Below are 21,979 nucleotides of genomic sequence, written 5' to 3'. Positions count from 1 at the left end.
AGCTTGCGGCTCGAATGCGGGCCCGGGCAGCGCCGTTTTCATCATTTTCCTTGACCTTGGCCGCCACGAAATGGCTCAATCGCGTTATGAACGATGAAACCATGCCCATCCGCGCCATCTGCGTCTATTGCGGCTCCCAGCCCGGACGCGATTCCGCCTACATCAATGCCGGCCGCGTGCTCGGCCGGTCGATGGCGGCGAATCACCTGCGCCTTGTCTATGGCGGCGGCACCAAGGGCATCATGGGGGCCGTCGCCAGCGGCGTCCTTTCCGGCGGCGGCCGCGTCACCGGCATTATACCGCAGTTCCTCGTGGACATGGAGGCCACGCGCCATTCGCTCGGGCAGCTCTCCGAACTGATCATCACCGCCGACATGCACGAGCGCAAACACAAGATGTTCGAGCGCGCCGACGCATTCGTGGCCCTGCCCGGCGGCATCGGCACGCTGGAGGAAATCGTCGAGATTATGACCTGGGCGCAGCTCGGCCGTCATCGCAAGCCGATCGTCTTCGCCAATATCGGCGGCTTCTGGGACCCGATGCTGAAATTGATCCGGCATATGGCCGACGCCGGCTTCGTGCACGCCGCCCATCTGGTCCAGCCGATCGTCATCGACGAGCCCGAAGAGATCGTGCCGGGGCTGCTCCAGCACTGGACGACCGCCATCGACCGCGCCGGCGAGGCCGGGATCATCGCCCGGCTCTAGCGGCGGCGAACGCTCCCTGCCCAGACAGGCTCACTCCGCCGGCTTCAGCGCCACTGCGCGCCGGGCGCGGGCACTCGACAGCATCGAGCCGGAATAGATGAACAGCGCCGCCCAGATCAGCGAGAACGCGATCATCTGCGCTCCGCCGAACGGCTCGTGGAAGAAGAACACGGCGGCGATGAAGATCATCGTCGGGGCGATGTACTGCATGATGCCGATGGTCGAAAGCCGCAGGAGCTTGGCGCCGTTGGCATAGACCATCAGCGGCACGGCGGTGACGACGCCGCAGCTCAACAGCAGCAGAAGGTCGGCCGACCCGGTGTCGCCGAAATGGCCACGCCCGGTCGCCTCCAGAAAGACGATGTAGCCGATCGCGGGGACGCTGAGCAGCAGCACCTCGAGGAAGAAGCCCTGGTTCGGGCCGATCGGCAGCGTCTTGCGGAAGAAGGCGTAGAAGCCCCAGGAGACGCAGAGCGCCAACGAGACCCACGGCAGGCCACCGGCATCGAACGCCAGCACCGCCACGGCGGCCGCGGCCAGCACGATCGCCACACCCTGCGCCCGCGTCAGCTTCTCCTTCAGCAGCACCGCGCCGAGGAAGATCGAGAACAACGGGTTGATGTAGTAGCCGAGCGCCGTCTCGATCGCCCGCCCCGCGCCGATCGCCCAGACATAGATGCCCCAGTTGATCGTGATCAGCGTCGCCGTCACCGCTGCCATGCCGAGCATGCGCGGCGCGCCCAGCGCGCGTCGGATGTCGGCGGTGCGCCCGAGGCAGACGAGCACGAGGCCCGCGATCGGCACCGACCAGACGATGCGATGCGCCACCACCTCTGTGGCCGGGATATGGGCGACCGCCTTCATGAAGAACGGCAGGAAGCCCCACAGCAGATAGGCGGTGAGCGCGAACAAAAAGCCGCGCAAGGAATCGCCGTTCGTCGCCTCGGGTGCGGTCTTCGGGTCGGCCATCGTGCTGGATCCTGCTGGTTCATCCGGAGCGCGGAAATGCGCGCTGCGTGCAATGCAGCTCTAGCCCTACTCCAATGCCGGCGAATGCACCAATTCATTTCGGTGAAGCAAGATGAAGCCGCCCTGATGCTGGCCGGCGAGCGCGCGGCGATGGCCGGGCCGGAGGTGGCGGCGCCTATTCCGCCGCCACCCGGCCCGCCGTGCCGCGGTTCTTCAGTAGCTTGTAGACGATGCTGTCCATCAGCGCCTGGAACGAGGCGTCGATGATGTTGTCGGAGACGCCGACCGTCCACCAGCGCGCGCCGGTGCCATCGGCCGACTCGATCAGCACCCGGGTGACGGCCTCGGTGCCGCCATTGAGGATGCGCACCTTGTAGTCGGCCAGTTCGAGGTCTGCGATTTCGCTCTGGTACTTGCCGAGATCCTTGCGCAATGCCAGGTCGAGTGCGTTCACCGGCCCGTGTCCCTCGGCCACCGACATCATCGTCTCGCCGTCGACCACGACCTTGACCACCGCCTCCGATACGGTCTTGAGGTTGCCGTTGGCGTCGTAGCGGCGCTCGACCATGACGCGGAAACTGTCGACGTGGAAGAACTGCGGGATCGTGCCGAGCGTGCGGTAGGCGAGGAGCGCAAAGCTCGCGTCCGCGCCCTCGTAGGCGTAGCCGGTGGCCTCGCGCTCCTTGACGATTTCGATCAGGCGGTCGAGCTTCGGATCGTCCTTCGACACGACGATGCCGCGCAGCTTCAGCGCGTTGATGAAGTTCGCCTTTCCACCCTGGTCGGAGACCATCACCTTGCGCAGATTGCCGACGCTTTCGGGCGCGACATGCTCGTAGGTGCGCGGGTCCTTCAACAGGGCCGAGGCGTGGATGCCGGCCTTGGTGGCGAAGGCCGAGGCGCCGACATAGGGCATCTGGTGGTCCGGAGAACGGTTCAGAAGCTCGTCGAACTGGTGCGACAGCCGCGTCAGACCCTGCAGGCGCTCGCGGTCGATCGAGAGCTCGAAGCGCGCGCTGTAGCTCTCCTTCAGCAGCAGCGTCGGGATGATCGTCACGAGGTTGGCGTTGCCGCAGCGCTCGCCGATGCCGTTCAGCGTGCCCTGGATCTGGCGTGCGCCGGCCTCGACGGCGGCGAGCGAGTTGGCGACCGCCTGCCCGGTGTCGTTGTGGGCGTGGATGCCGAGGTGAGTGCCGGGAATGCCGGCGGCGATGACGGCGGCGACGATGTCGCGGATCTCCGGCGGTTGCGTGCCGCCGTTGGTGTCGCACAGCACGACCCAGCGCGCGCCGGCCTCGAACGCGGCCCGGGCGCAGGCGAGCGCATAGGCGGGGTTGTCCTTGTAGCCGTCGAAGAAGTGCTCGCAGTCGACCATCGCCTCCTTGCCGGCGGCGGCGACCGCCCGGACCGAGGCGCCGATCGCTTCCAGGTTTTCCTCGTTGGTGCAGCCGAGCGCGACGCGCACGTGGTAATCCCAGCTCTTGGCCACCAGACAGACGGCGTCGCTTTCCGACTCGATCAGAGCCCTCAGGCCGGGATCGTTGGAGGCCGAGACGCCGGCGCGCTTGGTCATGCCGAAGGCGACGAAGCGCGCATCGCGGGTGCGCCGCTTGCCGAAGAAGGCGGTGTCGGTCGGGTTGGCGCCGGGATAACCGCCCTCGACATAGTCGAGTCCGAACTCGTCCAGCAGCGTGGCAATCGCGATCTTGTCCTCGACGGAAAAGTCCACGCCCGGCGTCTGCTGGCCGTCGCGAAGCGTCGTGTCGAAGAGATAGATGCGTTCTTTTTTCATCTGCGTGTTCCCTCCGGAGGAACGATGTCGTCTGTCGGGCAGCCGGTCCGGCGGCGCTTTTGCGGCGGTCGGCCCGCGTTCACATCTTCAGCCCGTGCGTCGGCCAGTTGTCGGTCTCATGGTCGGGGTGCTGGAACGAGATGACCTTCTCCTGCCGCGCGTAATAGTCGGCGTCCTTGTGGACCGGCTGGCCGAAGATCGTCTCCACCCAGGGCAGCCGCGCGGCATGGTTGACCTGGATCTGCGGCGCGAGATCGGAACGGTCGTCGAAGGTGCCGATGGCGATCTCGAGCCCGCCGGGATGGCGGTAGGTCATCGGCGTGCCGCAGTTCCGGCAGAAGCCGCGATCGATGTTGACCGAGGACTGGAAGTAGCTTGGCTCTTCGCGCGTCCACTCGACGCCGCCCTTCGGCGCGGTCACCAGCGCGGAAAAGAAATTGCCGAACTGCTTCTGGCACATGCGGCAGTGGCAGATCGAGGGGCGGCCCAGTGCGCCGCGGATCCTGAAGCGAACGGCGCCGCACTGGCAGCCTCCGGTGCGAATGGTGTCGGTCATGTCAGTCCTCCGGTGGCCAGTTGTCGGTGTCGTAGTCCGGGTGCTGGCGGTTCGATTCCAGGATCTCGAGATGACGCTCGCGCCCCGCCGGCCCTTCCACATCCGTCTCCCGGCCCGACAGCTGCGGCAGCTGCGAAAACCAAGGGACGCGCGATTCGGTGCCGGACTGCGAGGTCGGCCTGACATCCTGCGGATCGTCGAGCGAGCCGAGGACAATGTTGATGAACCCCTGGTCCGGCATGTCGTAGAAGAGCGGCGTGCCGCACCGCGGGCAGAATCCGCGGCGGACGTGCTCGGACGACTGGAACCAGCCGGGCTCGCCGCGCGTCAGGCGGAAGCCGGCACGGTCGGCGTTGGCAAGCGGCATGAAGTAGTTGCCCGCCGCCTTCTGGCACATGCGGCAATGGCACAGGTGCGGGTCCTCGAGCGTGCCCTCGGCGCGATAGCGCACCGCGCCGCACTGGCAGCCGCCCGTGTAGATCCGCGCAATGCTCATCGAGGCCCCTCCAGCGGCCAGCTCTGCGTGTCGTGGTCGGGATGCTGGTAGGACACCACCTCGAGCAGGAACGGCGCATCGCCGACATCCTCCTCCGTCGTATAGTTCGGCAGCGTGTGCAGTCGGTCGACGAAGGCGACCTTGGCCTCGCTGCCGAACTGCCGGTCCGGCGGCAGCAGCGAGGGATCGTCGAAGGTTCCCGCAGCAATCGCGATACCGTCCGGCGCCTCGTAGGTCAGCGGCGTGCCGCACGCCGCGCAAAAGCCGCGCTCGGCGAAGTTCGACGAGCGGAACTTCTTCGGCGCGCCACGCGTCCACACCAGCTCGGCACCGCGGGTCGAGGCCAGCGCCGCGTAATAGCCGCCGACGGCCTTCTGGCACATGCGGCAGTGGCAGATCGAAATATCGGTCAGCGCGCCATGGACGCGGAAGCGGACCGCGCCGCATTGGCAGCCGCCGGTGTAGAGCGTGTCGGTCACCGCTTTGCCTCCCATGTGGTCACGCGCTCGCCGGTCGCCGCATCCTTGCCGTCCTTCAACTGGATGCCCCTCGACAGCAGCTCGTCGCGAATGCGGTCGGCCTCGGCGAAGTTCTTCGCCTTCAGCAGGCCGAGCCGCTGCTGAACTATCGATTCAACCTCGGCTGCCAAGCCTTCGGAAATGTCTACCTTTTTCGGCTTCACGCCAAGCAGTGCGGCGCTCGCCTGGAAGCTGGCCGCCGCGGATGGATCGTGGGCGGCCTTGTGCGCCAGCGCATGCAGCGCCTGGATCGCGCCGACGGTGTTGAGGTCGTCGGCCAGCGCCGACAGCACCGCCGGATCGACCGCACCGCCGTCCGCCTCTTCCGCCGGCCAGCGCGCCAGCAGGCGCTCGGCCTCCTCCAGCCGCTTCACCGAGAAATCGATCGGCTCGCGATAATGCGTCATCAGCATGGCCAGGCGCAGCACCTCGCCCGGCCACTTGCGGCCGCCGAAGGCCTCGGTGTGCAGGAGGTCGTGGATGGTGACGAAGTTGCCTTCCGACTTCGACATCTTGCGGCCCTCGACCTGAACGAAGCCGTTGTGCATCCAGACGTTGGCCATCACCCTGGTGCCGTGGGCGCAGCGCGACTGGGCGATCTCGTTTTCGTGGTGCGGAAAGATCAGGTCCAGCCCGCCGCCATGGATGTCGAAGGTCTCGCCGAGATAGGCGGCCGACATCGCCGAGCACTCGATGTGCCAGCCGGGGCGGCCGCGGCCCCAGGGGCTGTCCCAGCCGGGCTCCTCAGGCGAGGACTGCTTCCAGAGCACGAAGTCGCCGGGGTGCTTCTTGTGGCTCTCGACCGCGACGCGAGCGCCGGCCTGCTGGTCTTCCAGGTTGCGTCTGGACAGCTGCCCGTATTCGGACCAGGAGGTGTCGAACAGCACCTCCCCTCCGGCCTGGTAGGCATGGCCGCGCTCGATCAGCCGCTCGATCAGCGTGATCATGTCGGCCCGGCCGTCCGCCCGCTTCTGGACGAACTCGGTCGCGCGCGGCTCCTGCGTCGGCGGCAGCGTGCCGAGCGCCTCGACATCGGCATGAAACTGGTTGGCGGTCTTTTCCGTCACCCGGCGGATCGCCTCGTTCAGCGAGACCGTGCCGGCGGCGATCTCGTTGCCGAAGTCGCGCAGCGCGCGGGCGTTGATCTTGTCGTCGACGTCGGTGATGTTGCGGACATAGGTCACCCGGTCGGCGCCATGGACATGGCGCAGCAGCCGGAACAGCACGTCGAAGACGATGACCGGGCGGGCATTGCCGATGTGGGCGAAGTCGTAGACCGTCGGGCCGCAGACATACATGCGCACGTTGTCGGGTTCGATCGGCGTGAACGCCGCCTTCGAGCGGGTGAGCGTGTTGTAGAGGGTCAGGACCGGCTGTTCGGCCATCAAAAATCTCCCAAGGGCAAGCGTCCGGCTGGCCCGGCCCGTTTGTCATCTGGGGATGTCAGGAGACGAAAACGGCCAAGCCAGCGCTCAGGCTAGCGAATAATGCTCCGGCAAATAATGCAGAGAACCGTTTTCATGGCTCGCTTTATCGCCCCGGAATCCGCGACGGTCAAGGGAGCCAGGCCGGGTGCGAGGCCGGATTTCTCCATTTATTTGCGCGCTTGCGGTCGCAATCACCGTTCAGGGCGCTCTCCGGCGGCGGCGCGATGGCGTCGTCCCTTGTTTCCCAGGTGACAACATCGGGGCCGTCCACCTGCGACAAGGTCTTCAACCGCGGCGGCTTCGCGGACAAGAAAAAGGGGACCACGATGCGCAACCAGACAAGCAAGACGCAAAGACCGGCCAGCCAGCAGAGCCAGCGCCGCCGCCCGACCGGCCTGAAGGCCATCCTCGCCGCGGCGCTGCAGATCGGCGCCCGCAGGCGTCTTGCGAGCATTCCGAACGCCTAGCGAGCGTCCTGTGCTGGCGAGCATGGGCGCGCAAAATTGCAATATATCAATTATTGTTTCCTGAACGCGTTAACAAATATTAATGTTGTCTTTGTTTGCGCGCCTGAATTTCAAATTTAGTTCTATATCCGGGCAGATTTTCACCAAATTCCTGCGCTAGCATCCCGTCCATGGATAGAGCCCACGGTATTGGAGCCTGTCCGTGCAGAATTATTAATGGGAGTCAGGAATGTTTACTAATGGTGCGAAGCATTCAACTTCGCCGCGAGAAGCAAAGCCGGATAATCTTGAGAAGCAGTACAGACCGCTCGGCCTGAAGGCGGTGGCTGCGGCTGCAAGTCAGCGCAAGCCGGAGACCCGCAAGGTCATCAAGGGCGAACTCCCCGCCGGCCTGAAGCACATCGAGTCGGGGTACTGACCGACCCCGCGGCGCGGCCTCGCCCCGCCGCCCGCAGCGTCACTCAAAGCAGGGAGAGTTGGCCGCTGTCCTCGCCATCAGAGCGCCCCGGTCCGGATGCAGCCGGGGGCGCCAGCGCCGCCCCGATCGGCGCCTGGATCTCCGGATCGGCATTTGCGACCTTGTTGACCCGGTCCGAAACGGGAATAGCCTCGAAGAAATCATCCTCGACCGGACGGAACAGATCGGCCACCTCCCGCGGTTCCTGCGTGCGGCAATCAAGCCACCGCGCGAAATCCTGCGGTCGGATCACGACCGGCATGCGGTCGTGGACCCGGCCGACCGCCGCATTGGCAGCGGTGGTCAGGATGGCGCCGGTATCCACCTCCGACCCGTCGGCCGAGGCCCAGGTCTCCATCAGCCCGGCAAAGGCGACGAGGCCACCGTTGCGCGGCCGGATCCAGTAGGCCTGCGACTTCTCCCGGGTTGCCTTGGGCGGCCGATACCACTCGTAGAAGCCGCTGGCGGGCACCAGCACGCGCCGGTGGCGCATCGCCGCACGAAACGAGGCCTTTTCGATCACCGACTCCGAACGGGCGTTGATCAGCAGCGGGAACTCGCGCGGGTCCTTGACCCAGGAGGGAGTGAGCCCCCACCGCACCAGCATCGCCTTGCGCTGCGGCAGATTGCTGCCCGGCCCGGGGCGCTCGCCGGTAATGACGATCAGGATCGGCTGGGTCGGGGCGATGTTGTAGCGCGGGGGGAACGGCTCGACGTCCACGACGTCGAGGAATTCTTCCAGCCGAGCGGCCGGTTCCGTCAGGGCAAATCGTCCGCACATGATGTCCGTTCCTGCCTGCTGCCAACCCTCGGCAAATGGTCGGCGCCCGCCAAAGGTCAATGGCGCGCCGGTCTGGATCAATCTACGGGGAGCACCTATAAGGGGTCAATGAAGGGTCCGGAATCGCCGATGACTGCCAAAGCCGCCTCCTCCGCCATTCTCGAGCGCGATGGCCGCTACCTCTTGGTGCTGCGGCGCAATCCGCCGGCGGCCGACATGTATGCCTTTCCCGGCGGCCGGGCCGAACCCGACGAGACGCCGGCCGAAACGGCCTTGCGCGAATTTGCCGAGGAGACCGGGATCGTCGCGCGCGCGCCGCGGCTGTACGCCACCTACGATCTGCAGAGCAGCACCACCGGCAACAGCTATTTCCTGTCGGTCTTCCGCGTCGAGGCCGACCTCGACGCGGTTGCCGTCGCGGCGGACGACGCCGCCGCGCTCGGCTGGTTCTCGGCCGCCGAGATCGCCGCCCTGCCGGCACCGGAAAGCGTGCGCGACTGCATCCGCCGGCTGGAAGCCGACCGTGGCATGGCGCCTGCCACCCCCTATCATCGCGCCGGCCTCAGGTGAGCCTGATGAGGACGACCTTCCGCCTTGCCCTGCCGCTTTTGCTGGCGCTGCCGCTCGCCGCGCCGGCGCTGGCGCAGGCGAACCAGGCCGAGCCGGCCGCCCCCCCAGCCGCAGCCGCACCGCCATCGGTCGAAAGCAAGCCCGCGCCCTATGACGGCCGGCTCGAGCGGTTGTCGGAGATCCTCGGCGCAGTGCACTACCTGCGCAACCTGTGCCTGAAGGAGCGGGAGGACAGCTGGCGAAAGGCCATGGAAGACCTGATTGCGATGGAGGCCGGGACCGAGCAGGCGCGCAGGGAGAGGCTCACCGCCGCCTTCAACCGTGGATATCGTTCGTTTGCCTCGGTGTATTCGGCTTGCACCGAGCAGGCCGTCGCCGCAGAAGAGCAATACCGTAACGAAGGTGCAACACTGGCCACAGAAATTACCGCCCGATTCGGAAATTAGGGGACAATTAACCTCTTTTCTGCCGCACCCGTGTCGTTTTGATAAAACGCTGATAAGGTCATTAACAGTCTGGTAAAGAAGAAGCCGCGCATGGATCACATAATGGAACCAAGCCTCAACGATATCGACGAGATGATCGTACACGAGAAGATGCAGGCCGCGCTGGAATACCAGAACGAGGCTTGGGCCGACGGGATGGCGGACGGCATCGAGCCGGAAATCATCGCGGATGCGGCCATTGCACTGGCGATGCGGGAAACCATCCGGCTGCTTGGCGAAGACGGCGCCGACGCCATGCTGACATCGCTGCGCGAGCGCATGCTTGCCGGCGAGTTCTCGCCTGAACGCACCCTCCAGTAGGGCGGAAAGACCGGGCTCATGCACAGGTCGATCGAGAGCATCAGGCTGCTTCGCGGCAGCGTGTTCGCCGTTTCCGTTTGCCTGGCGATCACCGGAATCCTCAGCCGCTCCACGCCCGCCTTGGCGCTCAGCGAACTGAAGCAGATCCCCGGGCAGGAAGGGCAGCAGCAGGCACCCGAACAGTCGTCCGACGCCGGCGCCGAGACCCCGCCCGACGAGGCCGACCGGCGCCTGGAACTGCCGATGCCCGATCCGCTGATTCGCAAGGACGAAGCAGGCGCGGACGCGATGGCGCCCGGATTCGACGGGGCCGGGACCGAGCCGGAGGCGGCGGTCGAAGTGCTTTACGATATCGACAAGGCCCCCGAACCGGTGCGGCGCATGCGCGAGATGATCGTCGAGGCCGCGGCGTCCGGCGAGATGGAACGGCTGCGGCCGCTGCTCGGCAAGGGCCCGACCCAGACGCAGGTCAGCGTGATCGAGGGCGAGGACGACCCCGTGGCGACCCTGAAGGGCCAGTCCGGCGATGCCGAGGGCGTGGAGATCCTGGCGATCCTGCTCGACGTTCTGGCGACCGGATTCGTCAAGGTCGACGCCGGCACGCCGAACGAGATCTATGTCTGGCCCTATTTCGCCGCCAAGCCGCTCGAATCACTCTCCCCGCCGGAGAAGGTGGAACTGCTGCGGATCGTCACCGCCGGCGATTTCGCCGACATGCAGGAGTTCGGCGGCTACAATTTCTATCGCGTCGGCATCACGCCCGACGGCCAGTGGAAGTTCTTCGTCGCCGGCGACTGAGGCGTCGGGGGAAGGCAGCGACCGCGTGGCGGTCGACTGCAGCGGCCGGCGGCACCGTACGGGACTTGCGAAGCCGGAACGGGCATTCTACCTCTCTACCGAGTGCTCAATCCCGGCGCCGATGCCGCGCCCGCTGACAACTGGACCCGACAATGCCTGCCGTCACCCTCGCCCGACGCGCCCACATCTCAATATCCGGCAAGGACGCCGAGGATTTCCTTCAGGGCCTGATCACCACCGACGTGGCCTCGCTGCCGCAAGGCGAGGCCCGCGCCGGAGCGCTTCTGACACCGCAGGGCAAGATCCTGTTCGATTTCCTCGTCAACCGCGAGCCCGGCGGCGGGTTCCGGATCGAGACGACGCAGGACCAGCGCGATGGCCTGGTGAAGCGGCTGACCATGTACAAGCTGCGCTCCGCCGTCGACATCGCGCCGCTTGGCGAGACCGAGACGAGCGTGCGCTGGGACACGGACGGAGACGGTATCGCCGACGGCCGCTTCGCCGCGGCGGGATGGAAGGTGCTGCGCCGGCCGGGCGCCGGCGGCAACGACGACATCGCCGCCTATGATGCGCTGCGAATCGCCTCCGGCATCGTCGAATCCGGCCGCGACTACGCGCTGTCCGATGCCTTCCCGCACGACGTCCTGCTCGACCTGGCCGGCGGCCTCTCCTTCCGCAAGGGCTGCTATGTCGGCCAGGAGGTCGTGTCGCGGATGCAGCACCGCAGCACGGCGCGCAAGCGGCCGGTGATCCTGAAGGCGCAATCCCCCTTGCCGGAGACCGGGACGGAACTGACCGCCGAGGGCAAGGCGATCGGCTCGCTGGGCACGGTCGTCGGCGACGACGGGCTCGCCATCGTCCGGATCGACCGAGCCGCCGACGCCATGCGCGCCGGCGTGCCGATCCTGGCCGGCGACGCCGAGGTGACGGTGCGGCTCCCCGAATGGACCGGCCTCGCCTTCCCGGAGCAGAGCGCCGAGGCCCCGGCGCCATGAGCGGCGCGGCGCGACAGAAGAGTGCGCCCCGCGCCTGGCAGCGAATGCTGTCGGGACGCCGGCTCGACCTGCTGGACCCCTCGCCGCTCGACGTCGAGCTTTGCGACATCGCCCATGGCCTTGCCCGCGTCGCGCGCTGGAACGGCCAGACCGCCGGCGACCACGCCCTTTCGGTGGCGCAGCATTGCCTGATGGTCGAGACGATCTTCCGCCAGCTGAACCGCTGCGGGCCGGAGGAATGCCTGATGGCGCTGCTGCACGATGCGCCCGAATACGTCATCGGCGACATGATCTCGCCGTTCAAGGCGGTGGTCGGGGGCGGCTACAAGACGGTGGAGAAGCGGCTCGAGGCGGCCGTGCACCTGCGCTTCGGCCTGCCGGCGCAGACGCCAGCGGCGCTGAAGGACAAGATCAAGAAGGCCGACCGGGTCGCGGCCTATTTCGAGGCCACCGAGCTTGCCGGGTTCCTGCCGGCCGAGGCGGCGAAATTCTTCGGCGAGCCGCGCGGCGTCACGCTCGACATGCTGGCGATCGCACCGTTGCCCGCCGTCGATGCACAGCGCCGGTTCATCGCCCGCTTCGAGGCGCTGGAGGCCGAGCGCGCGGTCGCCGCGAAGGAGCACAAGCCATGAGCGCGATCGTCGTGGCGCCGCTGTCGCGCATCGCCGAGGTCGCGGTGCGCAGCCGCTGCCGGGAGATGATCAGCCTGCTGGCGCCGAAGCAGGACTTTCACCGTCCGGCGGTGATCGATGCCGCGCGCCACCTCGTGCTCGGGGTCAACGACATTGCCTTTGCCGGCACCGGCGACCTGGTCGCGCCGCAGGAGGCACATGTGGAGGCGGTCGTCGCCTTCGCCAGGGACTGGGACCGCCGCGCGCCGCTCCTGGTCCATTGCATGATGGGCGTCTCGCGCTCGCCGGCGGCCGCGCTGGTGGCGGCGCTGGCGGTGGCGCCGGACCAGGACGAGCAGGCGCTGGCGCTGCGGCTGCGCGCCGCCTCGCCGCAGGCGACCCCCAACGCCCGCATCGTCGCCATCGGCGACGAGGTCCTCTCGCGCGGCGGGCGCCTTGTGCGCGCGGTCAAGGGCATCGGCCGCGGCGCCGACTATCGCGGCGACCAGCCATTCACGTTCAGCGCCGTCCCCGCCGCGGCGACAACGGAGGTGACCCCGCCATGATCGTCCCGTCGCCATCGTCCTCCGTCGAGATCGGTCTCAACGCGGCGGTGGTTGCGATCTTCGGCCGCGGTCCGGCGATCCTGACGATCTCGGGCGGGACGGGCGCACGCGACGCCCTGCCCTTCGGCCCGTTCGACCCGGCCCGGCACCGCACCTTCGAAACCAGTCTGCGCGCCAGCGTCGAGGCGCAGACGGCGCTGAAACTCGGCTACATCGAGCAGCTCTACACCTTCGGCGACCGCGGGCGGCAGAAGGCGCCGGACGAGGCCGGCACGCACATGGTCTCGGTCGGCTACCTGGCGCTGACGCGCATGGACGCCGAAGCGACCGAGCGGCTCGAGGCGGCCGGCGCCCACTGGCGCGACTGGTACGCCTTCCTGCCGTGGGAGGACTGGCGCCTCGGCCGGCCCGCGGTACTCGACCAGACGATCATCCCGGCGCTGTCCGCCTGGGCGGACGAGAGGCTCCCGGGCGAGGCCAAGGCCGTTCCCGGCCGCAGGACGCGGCTGCGGCTTGCCTTCGGCCTCGATGATTTCCCCTGGGACGAGGAGCGGGTTCTGGAGCGCTACGAACTGCTCTACGAATGCGGGCTGGCCGCCGAGGCGGTGACCGACGGACGCGCGCCCGACGGCCGGCCCGCCGTCGGGCTGGCGATGCGCCACGATCACCGCCGGATCCTCGCGACCGCGGTGGCGCGGCTGCGCGGCAAGATCAAGTATCGCCCGGTCGTTTTCGAGCTGATGCCGTCGGAGTTCTCGCTGACCGAGCTCCAGGCGACGGTCGAGGCCATATCCGGCCGCCACCTGCACAAGCAGAATTTTCGCCGGCTGGTCGAGGGGGCGGAGCTGGTCGAACCGACCGGCGGGACCACGGCGGCAACCGGGGGACGCCCTGCGGCGCTCTTCCGCTTCCGCCGGCGGATCCTCGAGGAACGCCCCGCCCCGGGGCTGAAGCTCGGCGGCCGGGGATGACCGGCTGAAATCGGCAACCGGTCTTTACCTTTGCCGCACACGCCCCATTTGCAGAGGGCACAACCAGGAAGGGATCATGGAACAACAGGCAAACGACATCATTCTCGCCACCCAGACAGCGTGGAACCAGGCGAGCGCGCTCGCCGTGGAGTACGCGTTTTCCATTCTCGGCGCGATCATTCTCCTGCTCGTCGGCTGGGTCGTCGCAAGACTTTTGCACAGCTGGTCGCTGCGCGGCCTCTCGCGCATTCGCGGCATCGACCTGGCCTTGGCGCAGTTCTTCTCCAGCATCATCCGCTACGCCGTGCTGGTGGTCGTGTTCGTCACCGTGCTCGGCCAGTTCGGCGTCCAGACCGCGTCGATCATCGCCGCGCTCGGCGCCGCCGGCCTTGCCATCGGCCTCGCGCTGCAGGGAACGCTGCAGAACATCGCCGCCGGCATCATGCTGCTGGTGCTGCGGCCGCTCCGCGTCGGCGAGTACATCGAAACGGCGGACGTGGCCGGGACCGTCGTCGAGATCGGCCTGTTCGCAACCGAGCTGCGGACCATCGACGGGCTCTACCTGCTGGCGCCGAACTCGACGCTCTGGAACACGCCGGTGACCAACTACAGCCGCCAGAGCACGCGCCGGCACGACCTCAAGGTCGGCATCGGCTATGACGATGACATCGATCTGGCGCTGAAGACGATGATGTCGCTGGCGGAAGCCGAGCCCCGCGTCCTGGGCGAACCGGCGCCGACCGTCTTCGTCGACAATCTCGGCGACAGCGCCGTGGTGGTGACGCTGCGCTACTGGGTGGCCTCGGCCGAATGGTGGGCGACCACGCACGACATGGTCAAGCGCGTCAAGCAGTCCTTCGACGAGCTCGACATCTCGATCCCCTACCCGCAGGTTACCTACCACAACGTGCCGGCCGCGACCGCTCCCAAGGAGAACGAGCGCCAGGACGCATAGGCGCCGCTGCCGCCGGCGCGGCGAAATCGCTCCGGCCGGCCTTGCTTGCGCCAACGCTGTCGCCGTTGATGCCGGCGCAACGGTCCCGCCGGTCGCCGCTGCCGGCAGGACGGCGGCGGAACGCTAGCCGACCACCACGTCGAGACCGATGTCCAGCGTCGGCGCGGCCATGGTGATCTTGGAGGTCGAAATGTAGTCGACGCCGGTCTCGGCGATGGCGCGGATCGTCTTCAGGCTGACATTGCCCGAGGCCTCCAGCTGGACCCGGCGCGGATCGCCGGCATAGACGTCGTCGGTCAGGCCGGCGCAGTCGCGGTTGATCTCGACCGCGCGGCGCAGCAGTTCGGGCACCATGTTGTCGAGCAGGATCACGTCGGGTGCGGCGTCGAGCGCCTCCTCCAGTTCCTCCAGCGTCGTCACCTCCACCTCGATCTTGACGAGGTGGCCGGCGAAGGCGCGGGCAGCGCGGATGGCGCCGCCGACACCGCCGGACACGGCGATATGGTTGTCCTTGATCAGGATCGCGTCATCCAGCCCGAAGCGGTGCGACGAGCCGCCGCCCAGGCGAACGGCGTATTTCTCCAGCGCCCGCAGGCCGGGAATGGTCTTCCGGGTGCAGCAGACCTTTGCCGGGGTGTGCGCGATCTCGTCGGCGAAGGCGGCGGTGTAGGTGGCGACACCGGACAGATGCATCAGAAAGTTCAGCGCCACGCGCTCGGCCGAAAGCACGGCGCGCGCCGACCCGTGCACGCGGGCCAGCACCGTGTCCGGCCCGACGCGGTCGCCGTCGCGGACGAGCGCCTCGAATACGACCGCCGGGTCCATCAGCCGGAAGGCGGCGGCGGCCAGTTCCATCCCGGCAATCACGCCGCGCTCGCGCGCGTTCAGCTCCGTCTTAGCCGTCAGGCCGGGCGAGATCGTCGCCTGGCTGGTGATGTCTCCGGCGCGGCCGAGGTCTTCGGCAAGCGCGGCGCGGACCTGCTCATCGATCAGCAGCGGCGAGAGAGCGGGGAGATGGTGGGTCGTCATCGGTCCTGTCCATTTCGTGCGAATTCAATTGCAAGACCCGGCGGCTTCCGGGTCAGGCCAGCTCGGTCTCGGCCAGTTCTGCCACGATCCGGTCGGCGTCGGCCAGCGTCAGGTAGGTGCGGCGCTTCCAGTCCTTGCGTGGCTCGGGGAAATCGGAGCGGAACTGGCCGCCGCGGCTTTCCTCGCGCAGCCAGGCGCCGACCGCGATCAGCTTGGCGGTCGTGACGATGTTGTGGAAGCGCATGCGGCTGTTCTCGCGCTCCAGCGCGGCGATCGCGGCAATCGCCTTCCTCAGCCCCCCGCCGCTGCGGATCACGCCGACATGGGCGCTCATCAGCTTGCGCAGGGAAGTCAGCGCCTCGCTGTCCTCGACCGTCACCAGGTCGTCGCTCTCGCCGGCATTCTGGCCCCAGTCGCCGGTCTTCGGCTCGGGCAGCATGCCCTTGATGTTCTCGGCGATGCGCGCGGCGAACACGACCGCCTCCAGCAGCGAGTTGGAGGCCAGGCGGTTGGCGCCATGGACGCCGGTGGACGTCACCTCGCCCGCCGCCCACAGCCCGTCGATCGAGGTGCGGCCCTCGGCATCGGTCAGAATCCCGCCCATGTGGTAGTGCACCGCCGGGGTGACCGGGATCGGCCGGGTGACCGGGTCGATGCCGGCGGACATGCAGGAGGCATAGACGGTCGGGAACATTTCCGGAAAATGCCGGCCGATCGCCTTGGTGCAGTCGAGGAAGGCGCCGCGGCCGGCCTGGACCTCGGCGAACACGCCGCGCGAGACGATGTCGCGCGGGGCGAGCTCGCCATCCGGGTGGATGCCGAGCATGAAGCGCTGGCCGGCGGCGTTGACGAGATGGGCGCCGTCGCCACGCAGCGCCTCGGTCGCCAATGGCGCCGGGTCGCGGCCGATGTCGATTGCGGTCGGATGGAACTGGACGAATTCGGGATCGGCAATGATGGCGCCGGCGCGCGCGGCCATGCCCACGCCCTGCCCGCAGGCCTCCCACGGATTGGTCGTCACCGCATAGAGGTGGCCGACACCGCCCGAGCACAGCACGACGGCGCGGGCGGGAAAGTGCACGCGGTTCTTCGACTGGCCGCAATCGGGCCGCGCGATCACGCCCGAGACGAAGCGCCCCTCGCTCACCAGCTGCTCGACCACGTAGCCTTCCAGCACCCGGATCGACGGCGTCCTGCGGACCGCCGCGACCAGCGCCTCCATGATCGCCTTGCCCGCCATATCGCCGCGGACGCGAACGATGCGGCGCTCGGAATGGGCGGCCTCGCGGGACAGAAGCAGCTTGCCTTCAAGATCGCGGTCGAACGGCACGCCGTATTCGAGCAGGTCGTGAATGCGCGCCGGCCCCTCGGAGACCATGAAACGCGCCATCTTCTCGTCGACGATGCCGGCGCCGGCCTCGATCGTGTCGGCAACGTGCTTGTCGAAGGTGTCGCCCGGGCTCATCGCGGCGGCGATGCCCCCTTGCGCCCAGGCCGACGACGCACCCTGGCCGATCGGCGCGGCGGCGAGGATGGTGACGGGCCGCGGGCTGAGCTTCAGCGCGCAGAACAGCCCGGCGAGCCCGCCACCGACGATGACGATGTCGTCGATGGCGTCCCACGAGAGCGGGCGAAAACTGTCGATCGGCATTTCAATCTCCTCCGGCCAGCGTCCTCTTCCGCAAGGGGCGGCGGCGTGCGGACCGGGATGGGCGCGCGACCGCGTGCCCCCACTCCCCGCCCGCCGGGCGCCTTCGTTCCCTCGGGAAGAAGGGGCCTATTGCTTCAGGTTCACCATCCGCTCGACGGCGAGGCGGGCGCGCGCGGCGATCGCCGGATCGACCACGACCTCCTCCGTCATGTTCACCAGGCTGTCGAGGATCTTCGGCAGCGTGATGCGCTTCATGTGCGGACAGAGGTTGCAGGGCTTGATGAAGTCCACGTCCTGAACCTCGGCCTGGATGTTGGAAGCCATCGAGCATTCGGTGACGAGCAGCACGCGCGGCGGGCGCCTGTCCTTGACGTAGTCTATCATGCCGGAGGTCGAGCCGGAGAAATCGCAAACGGCGATCACGTCCGGGTGACATTCCGGATGGCCGATGATCTCGATCGAGGGGTCGGCCTCCTTGTAGGCCAGCAGTTCGGCCGCGGTGAAGCGCTCGTGCACCTCGCAATGGCCCTTCCAGGTCAGGATCTTCTTCTTCGTCTGCCTGGCGACGTTCATCGCCAGGTATTCGTCCGGGATGCAGAGAACGGTGTCGCTCTCCAGGCTCTCGATCACCGCCAGCACGTTGGAGGAGGTGCAGCAGATGTCGGTCTCGGCCTTCACCTCGGCCGAGGTGTTGACATAGGTGACGACCGGCACGCCGGGATAGCGCTGCTTCAGCAGCCGCACGTCGGCGCCGGTGATCGATTCCGACAGCGAGCAGCCGGCCCTGGCATCGGGGATGAGGACGGTCTTGTCCGGGTTGAGCAGCTTCGAGGTCTCGGCCATGAAGTGCACCCCGCACTGGACGATGATGTCGGCATCGGCCTTCGTCGCGTCGCGGGCGATCTGCAGCGAGTCGCCGACAATGTCGGCGACGCAATGGAAGATCTCCGGGGTCTGGTAGTTGTGCGCGACGATGACGGCGCCGCGCTGCTTCTTCAGCCGGTTGATCGCATGGACATAGGGCGCGTAGACCGGCCACTCGATCGCCGGGATGAACTGCTTCACGCGCTCGTAGAGATGCGCCGTCTCGCGCGCCACTTCGGGCGTGTAGGCGAGATCCGGCATGTCCAGCACGCCGAAGCGCTCCGCGGCGGTTTGCCGGGTCGAGGTCTCCGCGGCGCTCTGGCCGCTGGCGGCGTGGGTCATGCCCTTCTCCCTTCCTGCCGCCCTCCCGGCGGCACCGTTTTGCTCAAAATGAGCATAACGGGTGTCAAATAAAACCGGCAGCGCCGGCCCGGTTGATGTAGAGGCTTTCGCGCCGCATTGCAAGGGCGCCGGCCCGCCCCGGGCCCGCCAGACGCGGCGGGCCCGGGGCAGAAAATTGCGGATCAGGCCAGCGCCGGCCGGGCGACCGCCTGCTCGCGGATCGGCCAGTGCACGATCGCGGCGAAGATGCCGAGCACCACGCCGAGCCACCAGACCGGATCGTAGGTGCCGAAGCGGTCGTAGAGGTAGCCACCCATCCACACGCCGAGGAACGAGCCGACCTGGTGCGACAGGAAGACGACGCCGCCGAGCAGGCCGAGATGCCGGGTGCCGAACATGATCGCGACCAGGGCGTTGGTCGGCGGCACCGTCGACAGCCACAGCAGGCCCATGACGACGGCGAAGACGATGACCGACAACGGCGTCTGCGGCAGCAGCAGGAAGCCGGTAACGGCGACGGAGCGGGCAAGGTAGATCAGCGCCAGGAAATAGGGCTTGGAGTAGTGCTGGCTGATCACGCCCGAGGCGAGCGAGCCGATGATGTTGAAGAAGCCGATCAGCGCCAGCGCGATCACGGCGTAGCGGGCATCGATGCCGATGTCGCCGATATAGGCCGGAAAATGCGCGGTGATGAAGGCGACCTGGTAGCCGCAGACGAAGAAGCCGGACACGAGCAGAACGTAGCTCTTGTGGCCGAGCGCCTCCTTCAGCGCCTCGCCGATCGTCTGCTTGTACTCCGCCTCCTTCTGCGAGCCCGACGACGCGTTGCCGCGCAGCGGGATCGCGAACAGCGGCACGAGCAGCATCAGCACGCCCAGGATGACCAGGCTGTCCGACCAGCCATAGGCCGAGATCAACCCCTGGCTCAGCGGCGCGAACAGGAACATGCCGGCGGACCCGGCGGCCGTCGCGATGCCGAACGCCATCGGTCGCCGCGCCGGCGCGACGTTGCGGGCAAAGGCGGACAGGATGACGCCGAACGAGCCGGCCGCAATGCCGAGGCCGACAAGGATGCCGCCGCCGACGTGCAATGTCAGCGGCACGCTGCCGAGCGACATCAAAAACAGCCCCGAGGCGTAGAGCAGGCCGGACAGCGCCAGCACCCGCCAGGTGCCGAAGCGGTCGGCGAGCGCGCCGAAGAACGGCTGGCCGAGCCCCCAGAACAGGTTCTGCAGCGCCATCGCCAGGCCGAAGGTGGTGCGGTCCCAGCCGGTTTCCTGCAGCATCGGCAACTGGAAGAACCCCATCGCCGAGCGCGGGCCGAAGGTGAACATGGCGATCATGCAGCCGGAGGCGATGATCAGCCACGGTATGGCGGCACGGGCGGCGTGGGCAGGGGCGTCGGCAGTGACGGAAGGGGCGGACATGGGCGACTCCGGAGTCGTGGGCCCGCACGATAGCCGCCGGCAACTATTGAAAAAAGTGAATTAAATTGACCGGCCTATCAGCGCGATTGATGCCTGCGGTCAGGCGCGCGCCCCGGCCTCGCCCCTTACCCGCATCGGCCAGCGCTCGGACCGGCTGCTTACGACCGCCACCCGGTCGCCGAGGCGGATCGTCCCTGCGCTTCGCGGCGCCGCGTTCCAGCCGAACAGGACCCCGGCGACGCGGCGGTCGGCCGACATGCGATTGTCCGCCAGGCCCTGGATCGGATTGCCGCCGGTGCGCTCGCCGGTCTGCTGGTCCTGCGTCGTCATGATGCAGCGGGAGCAGGGCTTGACCAGATCGAAGACGATACCGCCGATCTCGATCGCCGCCCACAGGTCCTCGGCCCAGGGCTCGTCGCTCTCGACCAGGATGTTGGTGCGAAAGCGCTCCATCCCGACCGGAGGCTGCCCCTTTTCGGCCAGCGTCCGGTTGAGGTCGGCAAGCGACCCGGTGGTGGTGACGAGGATCGGGAAGCCGTCGGCGAAGCCGACCGGCACGGCCCTGCCGGCCCAGTGCTCGCCGACGCGCCGCTCGGCCTGATCGTCCATGTGCACGAGCCGCACCTGGCGGCCGAGCCAGGCCGACAGGGCGGCGTTGCTGGCGTCGTCGGCGAGGGCCGCGTCGACCGCGCTGTCCCAGACCTTGACCTGCATCCGGCGACCGGGCGCAAAGCCGGGCACGATCTGCTGCCCGTCCATCACCAGCCGCAGCGTCCCGTTGTGCGGATAGGCCTCGACCCGCGCCAGCGCCTGGAGATCGCGCTGGGTGATGAAACTGCCGTCCGGATCGGTCACCATGAAGCGGCGATCGTCGGCGAAGCCGTCAAGGTCGACCGATACCTCGGTCATGGCGATGGCGCGACCGCTCTTCAGCGGATGGATGTTCAGGCCGGCGACGGTCAGGGTCTTCATGGGCGGGATCCAGTCGGGAAAGCGTGTGGTCCGTCTCCATAGCCGATCCTGGCGCGGAGCGGAACCGGCCAGACGGAACGGGCGCTAACCCCGGACCGAGACCTCGTCGGCCTCGGACGGGCGCCTGCGGCGGACGGCATGCGGCCGGCGCAGGAGGTCGCCGCGCATGGTGCTGTCGCGCCAGGCGGCGACGATGCGGCGCCGGCCGGGTGCCTCGATCGCATTGTAGCTGACCCAGGCGGCGACGACGGACGTCGCGAGCGTCAGCAGGGCCAGCACCGGTAGCGGCACGAGGCCGGCAAAGCTCTCGCGGGTCAGGAACATCACCGGCACATGCAGCAAGTAGAGCGAGAAGCTGGTGGTGCCGAGAAAACGCAGCGGCGCGGAGGCGAGAAACCGGGCGGTCAGGGGATGCTCGCGGGCGACGAGCGCGACCACCAGCGCCGAGGCCAGCGCCGTCGACAGGCCCCAGAACGGCCCGTCCGGGCCGGGGACAAGGTGCTTGTGGCCGAAGAACAGCAGGAGCATCAGCAGCGCCAGCGCGCCGATCGCAGCGGAAGGCGGGCGGGCGGCGAGAACGGGATGCAGCCGTCCGGCAACGACGCCGAAGAAGAAATAGGGCAGCTTGGCGTGCAGGAGGATGCCCGGGCCGGGATAGTCGAGCAGGCTGACGACGGCGACCACCACCATCAGCGCATAGCCGATGGCCTGGTAGCGGCGCGGATCGGACAGGAACAGCCAGATGACCGGAAAGGCCACGTAGAACTGGATTTCGGGCGGCACCGACCAGAAGACGCCGCTGTTTCCGAGCAAAGCCACGTGCAAAAGGAAGTCGAGCCGGCTGCCGATCGGTTGCGGGTAGCCGAGGTCAGGAATGGCCGACAACAGCGCCACCACGCAGACGGCAAAGAGATAGACCGGGTAGATGCGCGCAAAACGGCTGACGAGGAAATCGAGTACGGACTCGCGCGTGGCCGGGCGAGCGCCGTAGAGATAGGCCATCAGGAAACCGCTGAGCGCGAAGAAGATGCCGACCGCCTCGGTGCCGATGTCGAACGGCGCCAGCGGCCCGAGCTCCGGAAAGACCAGGGTGATGTGCGACAGCAGGACGATGCCGGCGGCAAGACCGCGCAGCCCGTCGAGGCTTCCGATGTGACCTGGCTCGTTCATTCGCCCGCCATCGCCCCGTTGCTGCTCTACGGGGCCTGCCCGCATCATCCGCCATGAGCGGTTTACGAGGCGTTAAGGACGA

At 67.8% G+C, this 21,979-nt stretch carries 25 protein-coding genes; 12 read left to right on the top strand and 13 right to left on the bottom strand.

What is annotated here, in order from left to right; genetic code table 11:
- Positions 1-86 precede the first annotated feature (86 nt).
- Positions 87-707, top strand: coding sequence for an LOG family protein (locus ACXAGF_RS06660; protein WP_475015463.1), 621 nt, complete (start codon positions 87-89; stop codon positions 705-707).
- Positions 708-737: 30 nt separating this feature from the next.
- On the opposite strand, the gene rarD is transcribed toward ACXAGF_RS06660, so the two are convergent.
- From rarD to cysS, 6 genes are all read right to left on the bottom strand, one after another.
- Positions 738-1,676 carry an EamA family transporter RarD gene (gene rarD, locus ACXAGF_RS06655; protein ID WP_475015462.1) on the bottom strand — a complete coding sequence of 313 codons (939 nt, stop codon included), beginning with the start codon at positions 1,674-1,676 and terminating at the stop codon, positions 738-740.
- A gap of 175 nt (positions 1,677-1,851) precedes the next feature.
- Positions 1,852-3,468: a citramalate synthase gene (gene cimA / locus ACXAGF_RS06650; protein WP_475015461.1), complete on the bottom strand. Its 1,617-nt coding sequence runs from the start codon at positions 3,466-3,468 to the stop codon at positions 1,852-1,854.
- A gap of 79 nt (positions 3,469-3,547) precedes the next feature.
- Positions 3,548-4,024, bottom strand: a complete 477-nt coding sequence (locus ACXAGF_RS06645) for a GFA family protein (RefSeq protein ID WP_475015460.1) — start codon at positions 4,022-4,024, stop codon at positions 3,548-3,550.
- 1 nt (position 4,025) lies between these two features.
- A complete protein-coding gene (locus ACXAGF_RS06640) occupies positions 4,026-4,520 on the bottom strand; it encodes a GFA family protein (protein WP_475015458.1) in 495 nt (164 codons plus the stop codon).
- Positions 4,517-5,014 carry a GFA family protein gene (locus tag ACXAGF_RS06635; RefSeq protein ID WP_475015457.1) on the bottom strand — a complete coding sequence of 166 codons (498 nt, stop codon included), beginning with the start codon at positions 5,012-5,014 and terminating at the stop codon, positions 4,517-4,519. Before ACXAGF_RS06635 ends, ACXAGF_RS06640 begins: the two co-directional genes overlap by 4 nt.
- Positions 4,996-6,423: a cysteine--tRNA ligase gene (cysS, locus tag ACXAGF_RS06630; protein ID WP_475015455.1), complete on the bottom strand. Its 1,428-nt coding sequence runs from the start codon at positions 6,421-6,423 to the stop codon at positions 4,996-4,998. The genes ACXAGF_RS06635 and cysS overlap by 19 nt, the downstream gene beginning before the upstream one ends.
- A 368-nt stretch (positions 6,424-6,791) precedes the next feature.
- Here cysS and ACXAGF_RS06625 point away from each other — a divergent pair, with 368 nt between their 5' ends.
- Positions 6,792-6,932 carry a hypothetical protein gene (locus ACXAGF_RS06625; RefSeq protein ID WP_475015454.1) on the top strand — a complete coding sequence of 47 codons (141 nt, stop codon included), beginning with the start codon at positions 6,792-6,794 and terminating at the stop codon, positions 6,930-6,932.
- A gap of 229 nt (positions 6,933-7,161) precedes the next feature.
- On the top strand, positions 7,162-7,350 hold the full coding sequence (locus tag ACXAGF_RS06620) for a hypothetical protein (protein ID WP_475015452.1): 189 nt from the start codon (positions 7,162-7,164) through the stop codon (positions 7,348-7,350).
- 43 nt (positions 7,351-7,393) lie between these two features.
- On the opposite strand, the gene ACXAGF_RS06615 is transcribed toward ACXAGF_RS06620, so the two are convergent.
- Positions 7,394-8,170: an SOS response-associated peptidase gene (locus ACXAGF_RS06615; RefSeq protein ID WP_475015451.1), complete on the bottom strand. Its 777-nt coding sequence runs from the start codon at positions 8,168-8,170 to the stop codon at positions 7,394-7,396.
- A 129-nt stretch (positions 8,171-8,299) separates the two neighbouring features.
- On the opposite strand from ACXAGF_RS06615, the gene ACXAGF_RS06610 reads away from it, so the two are divergent.
- The 9 genes from ACXAGF_RS06610 to ACXAGF_RS06570 all read left to right on the top strand — a co-directional run bounded on the left by ACXAGF_RS06610 (position 8,300) and on the right by ACXAGF_RS06570 (position 14,442).
- Positions 8,300-8,740 (top strand): NUDIX domain-containing protein, encoded by a 441-nt coding sequence (locus ACXAGF_RS06610; protein WP_475015449.1) that lies wholly within the window; start codon positions 8,300-8,302, stop codon positions 8,738-8,740.
- 5 nt (positions 8,741-8,745) lie between these two features.
- A complete protein-coding gene (locus tag ACXAGF_RS06605; protein ID WP_475015447.1) occupies positions 8,746-9,186 on the top strand; it encodes a TIGR02301 family protein in 441 nt (146 codons plus the stop codon).
- Positions 9,187-9,276: 90 nt separating this feature from the next.
- Complete coding sequence (locus ACXAGF_RS06600; RefSeq protein WP_475015446.1) at positions 9,277-9,546, top strand: hypothetical protein; 270 nt, start codon at positions 9,277-9,279, stop codon at positions 9,544-9,546.
- Positions 9,547-9,564: 18 nt separating this feature from the next.
- Entirely contained in the window at positions 9,565-10,344 is a 780-nt protein-coding gene (locus ACXAGF_RS06595; RefSeq protein ID WP_475015445.1) for a hypothetical protein, read from the top strand.
- A 152-nt stretch (positions 10,345-10,496) separates the two neighbouring features.
- A complete protein-coding gene (gene ygfZ / locus ACXAGF_RS06590) occupies positions 10,497-11,339 on the top strand; it encodes a CAF17-like 4Fe-4S cluster assembly/insertion protein YgfZ (RefSeq protein WP_475015444.1) in 843 nt (280 codons plus the stop codon).
- Positions 11,336-11,971: a YfbR-like 5'-deoxynucleotidase gene (locus ACXAGF_RS06585; protein WP_475015443.1), complete on the top strand. Its 636-nt coding sequence runs from the start codon at positions 11,336-11,338 to the stop codon at positions 11,969-11,971. Before ygfZ ends, ACXAGF_RS06585 begins: the two co-directional genes overlap by 4 nt.
- Positions 11,968-12,516, top strand: a complete 549-nt coding sequence (locus ACXAGF_RS06580) for a tyrosine phosphatase family protein (protein WP_475015441.1) — start codon at positions 11,968-11,970, stop codon at positions 12,514-12,516. The genes ACXAGF_RS06585 and ACXAGF_RS06580 overlap by 4 nt, the downstream gene beginning before the upstream one ends.
- Positions 12,513-13,487: an NUDIX hydrolase gene (locus ACXAGF_RS06575; protein WP_475015440.1), complete on the top strand. Its 975-nt coding sequence runs from the start codon at positions 12,513-12,515 to the stop codon at positions 13,485-13,487. The genes ACXAGF_RS06580 and ACXAGF_RS06575 overlap by 4 nt, the downstream gene beginning before the upstream one ends.
- Positions 13,488-13,563: 76 nt before the next feature.
- The gene (locus ACXAGF_RS06570) at positions 13,564-14,442 is read left to right on the top strand and encodes a mechanosensitive ion channel family protein (RefSeq protein ID WP_475015438.1); all 879 of its coding nucleotides are present in this window, start codon (positions 13,564-13,566) and stop codon (positions 14,440-14,442) included.
- 123 nt (positions 14,443-14,565) lie between these two features.
- Here ACXAGF_RS06570 and nadC read toward each other — a convergent pair whose 3' ends face one another.
- The 6 genes from nadC to ACXAGF_RS06540 all read right to left on the bottom strand — a co-directional run bounded on the left by nadC (position 14,566) and on the right by ACXAGF_RS06540 (position 21,897).
- Positions 14,566-15,471: a carboxylating nicotinate-nucleotide diphosphorylase gene (nadC, locus tag ACXAGF_RS06565; protein ID WP_475015436.1), complete on the bottom strand. Its 906-nt coding sequence runs from the start codon at positions 15,469-15,471 to the stop codon at positions 14,566-14,568.
- A gap of 52 nt (positions 15,472-15,523) precedes the next feature.
- On the bottom strand, positions 15,524-17,122 hold the full coding sequence (locus tag ACXAGF_RS06560; protein ID WP_475015434.1) for an L-aspartate oxidase: 1,599 nt from the start codon (positions 17,120-17,122) through the stop codon (positions 15,524-15,526).
- Positions 17,123-17,248: 126 nt separating this feature from the next.
- On the bottom strand, positions 17,249-18,328 hold the full coding sequence (gene nadA / locus ACXAGF_RS06555; protein ID WP_475015432.1) for a quinolinate synthase NadA: 1,080 nt from the start codon (positions 18,326-18,328) through the stop codon (positions 17,249-17,251).
- Positions 18,329-18,510: 182 nt separating this feature from the next.
- Entirely contained in the window at positions 18,511-19,755 is a 1,245-nt protein-coding gene (locus ACXAGF_RS06550) for an MFS transporter (protein WP_475015431.1), read from the bottom strand.
- A 99-nt stretch (positions 19,756-19,854) separates the two neighbouring features.
- Positions 19,855-20,718, bottom strand: a complete 864-nt coding sequence (locus ACXAGF_RS06545; RefSeq protein ID WP_475019228.1) for an MOSC domain-containing protein — start codon at positions 20,716-20,718, stop codon at positions 19,855-19,857.
- A gap of 93 nt (positions 20,719-20,811) precedes the next feature.
- Entirely contained in the window at positions 20,812-21,897 is a 1,086-nt protein-coding gene (locus ACXAGF_RS06540; RefSeq protein WP_475015430.1) for an acyltransferase family protein, read from the bottom strand.
- Positions 21,898-21,979 lie beyond the last annotated feature (82 nt).

It is taken from the genome of Mycoplana sp. ABR4_002 (assembly GCF_056159645.1).
This window is presented reverse-complemented; position numbering and strand designations above follow the sequence as displayed.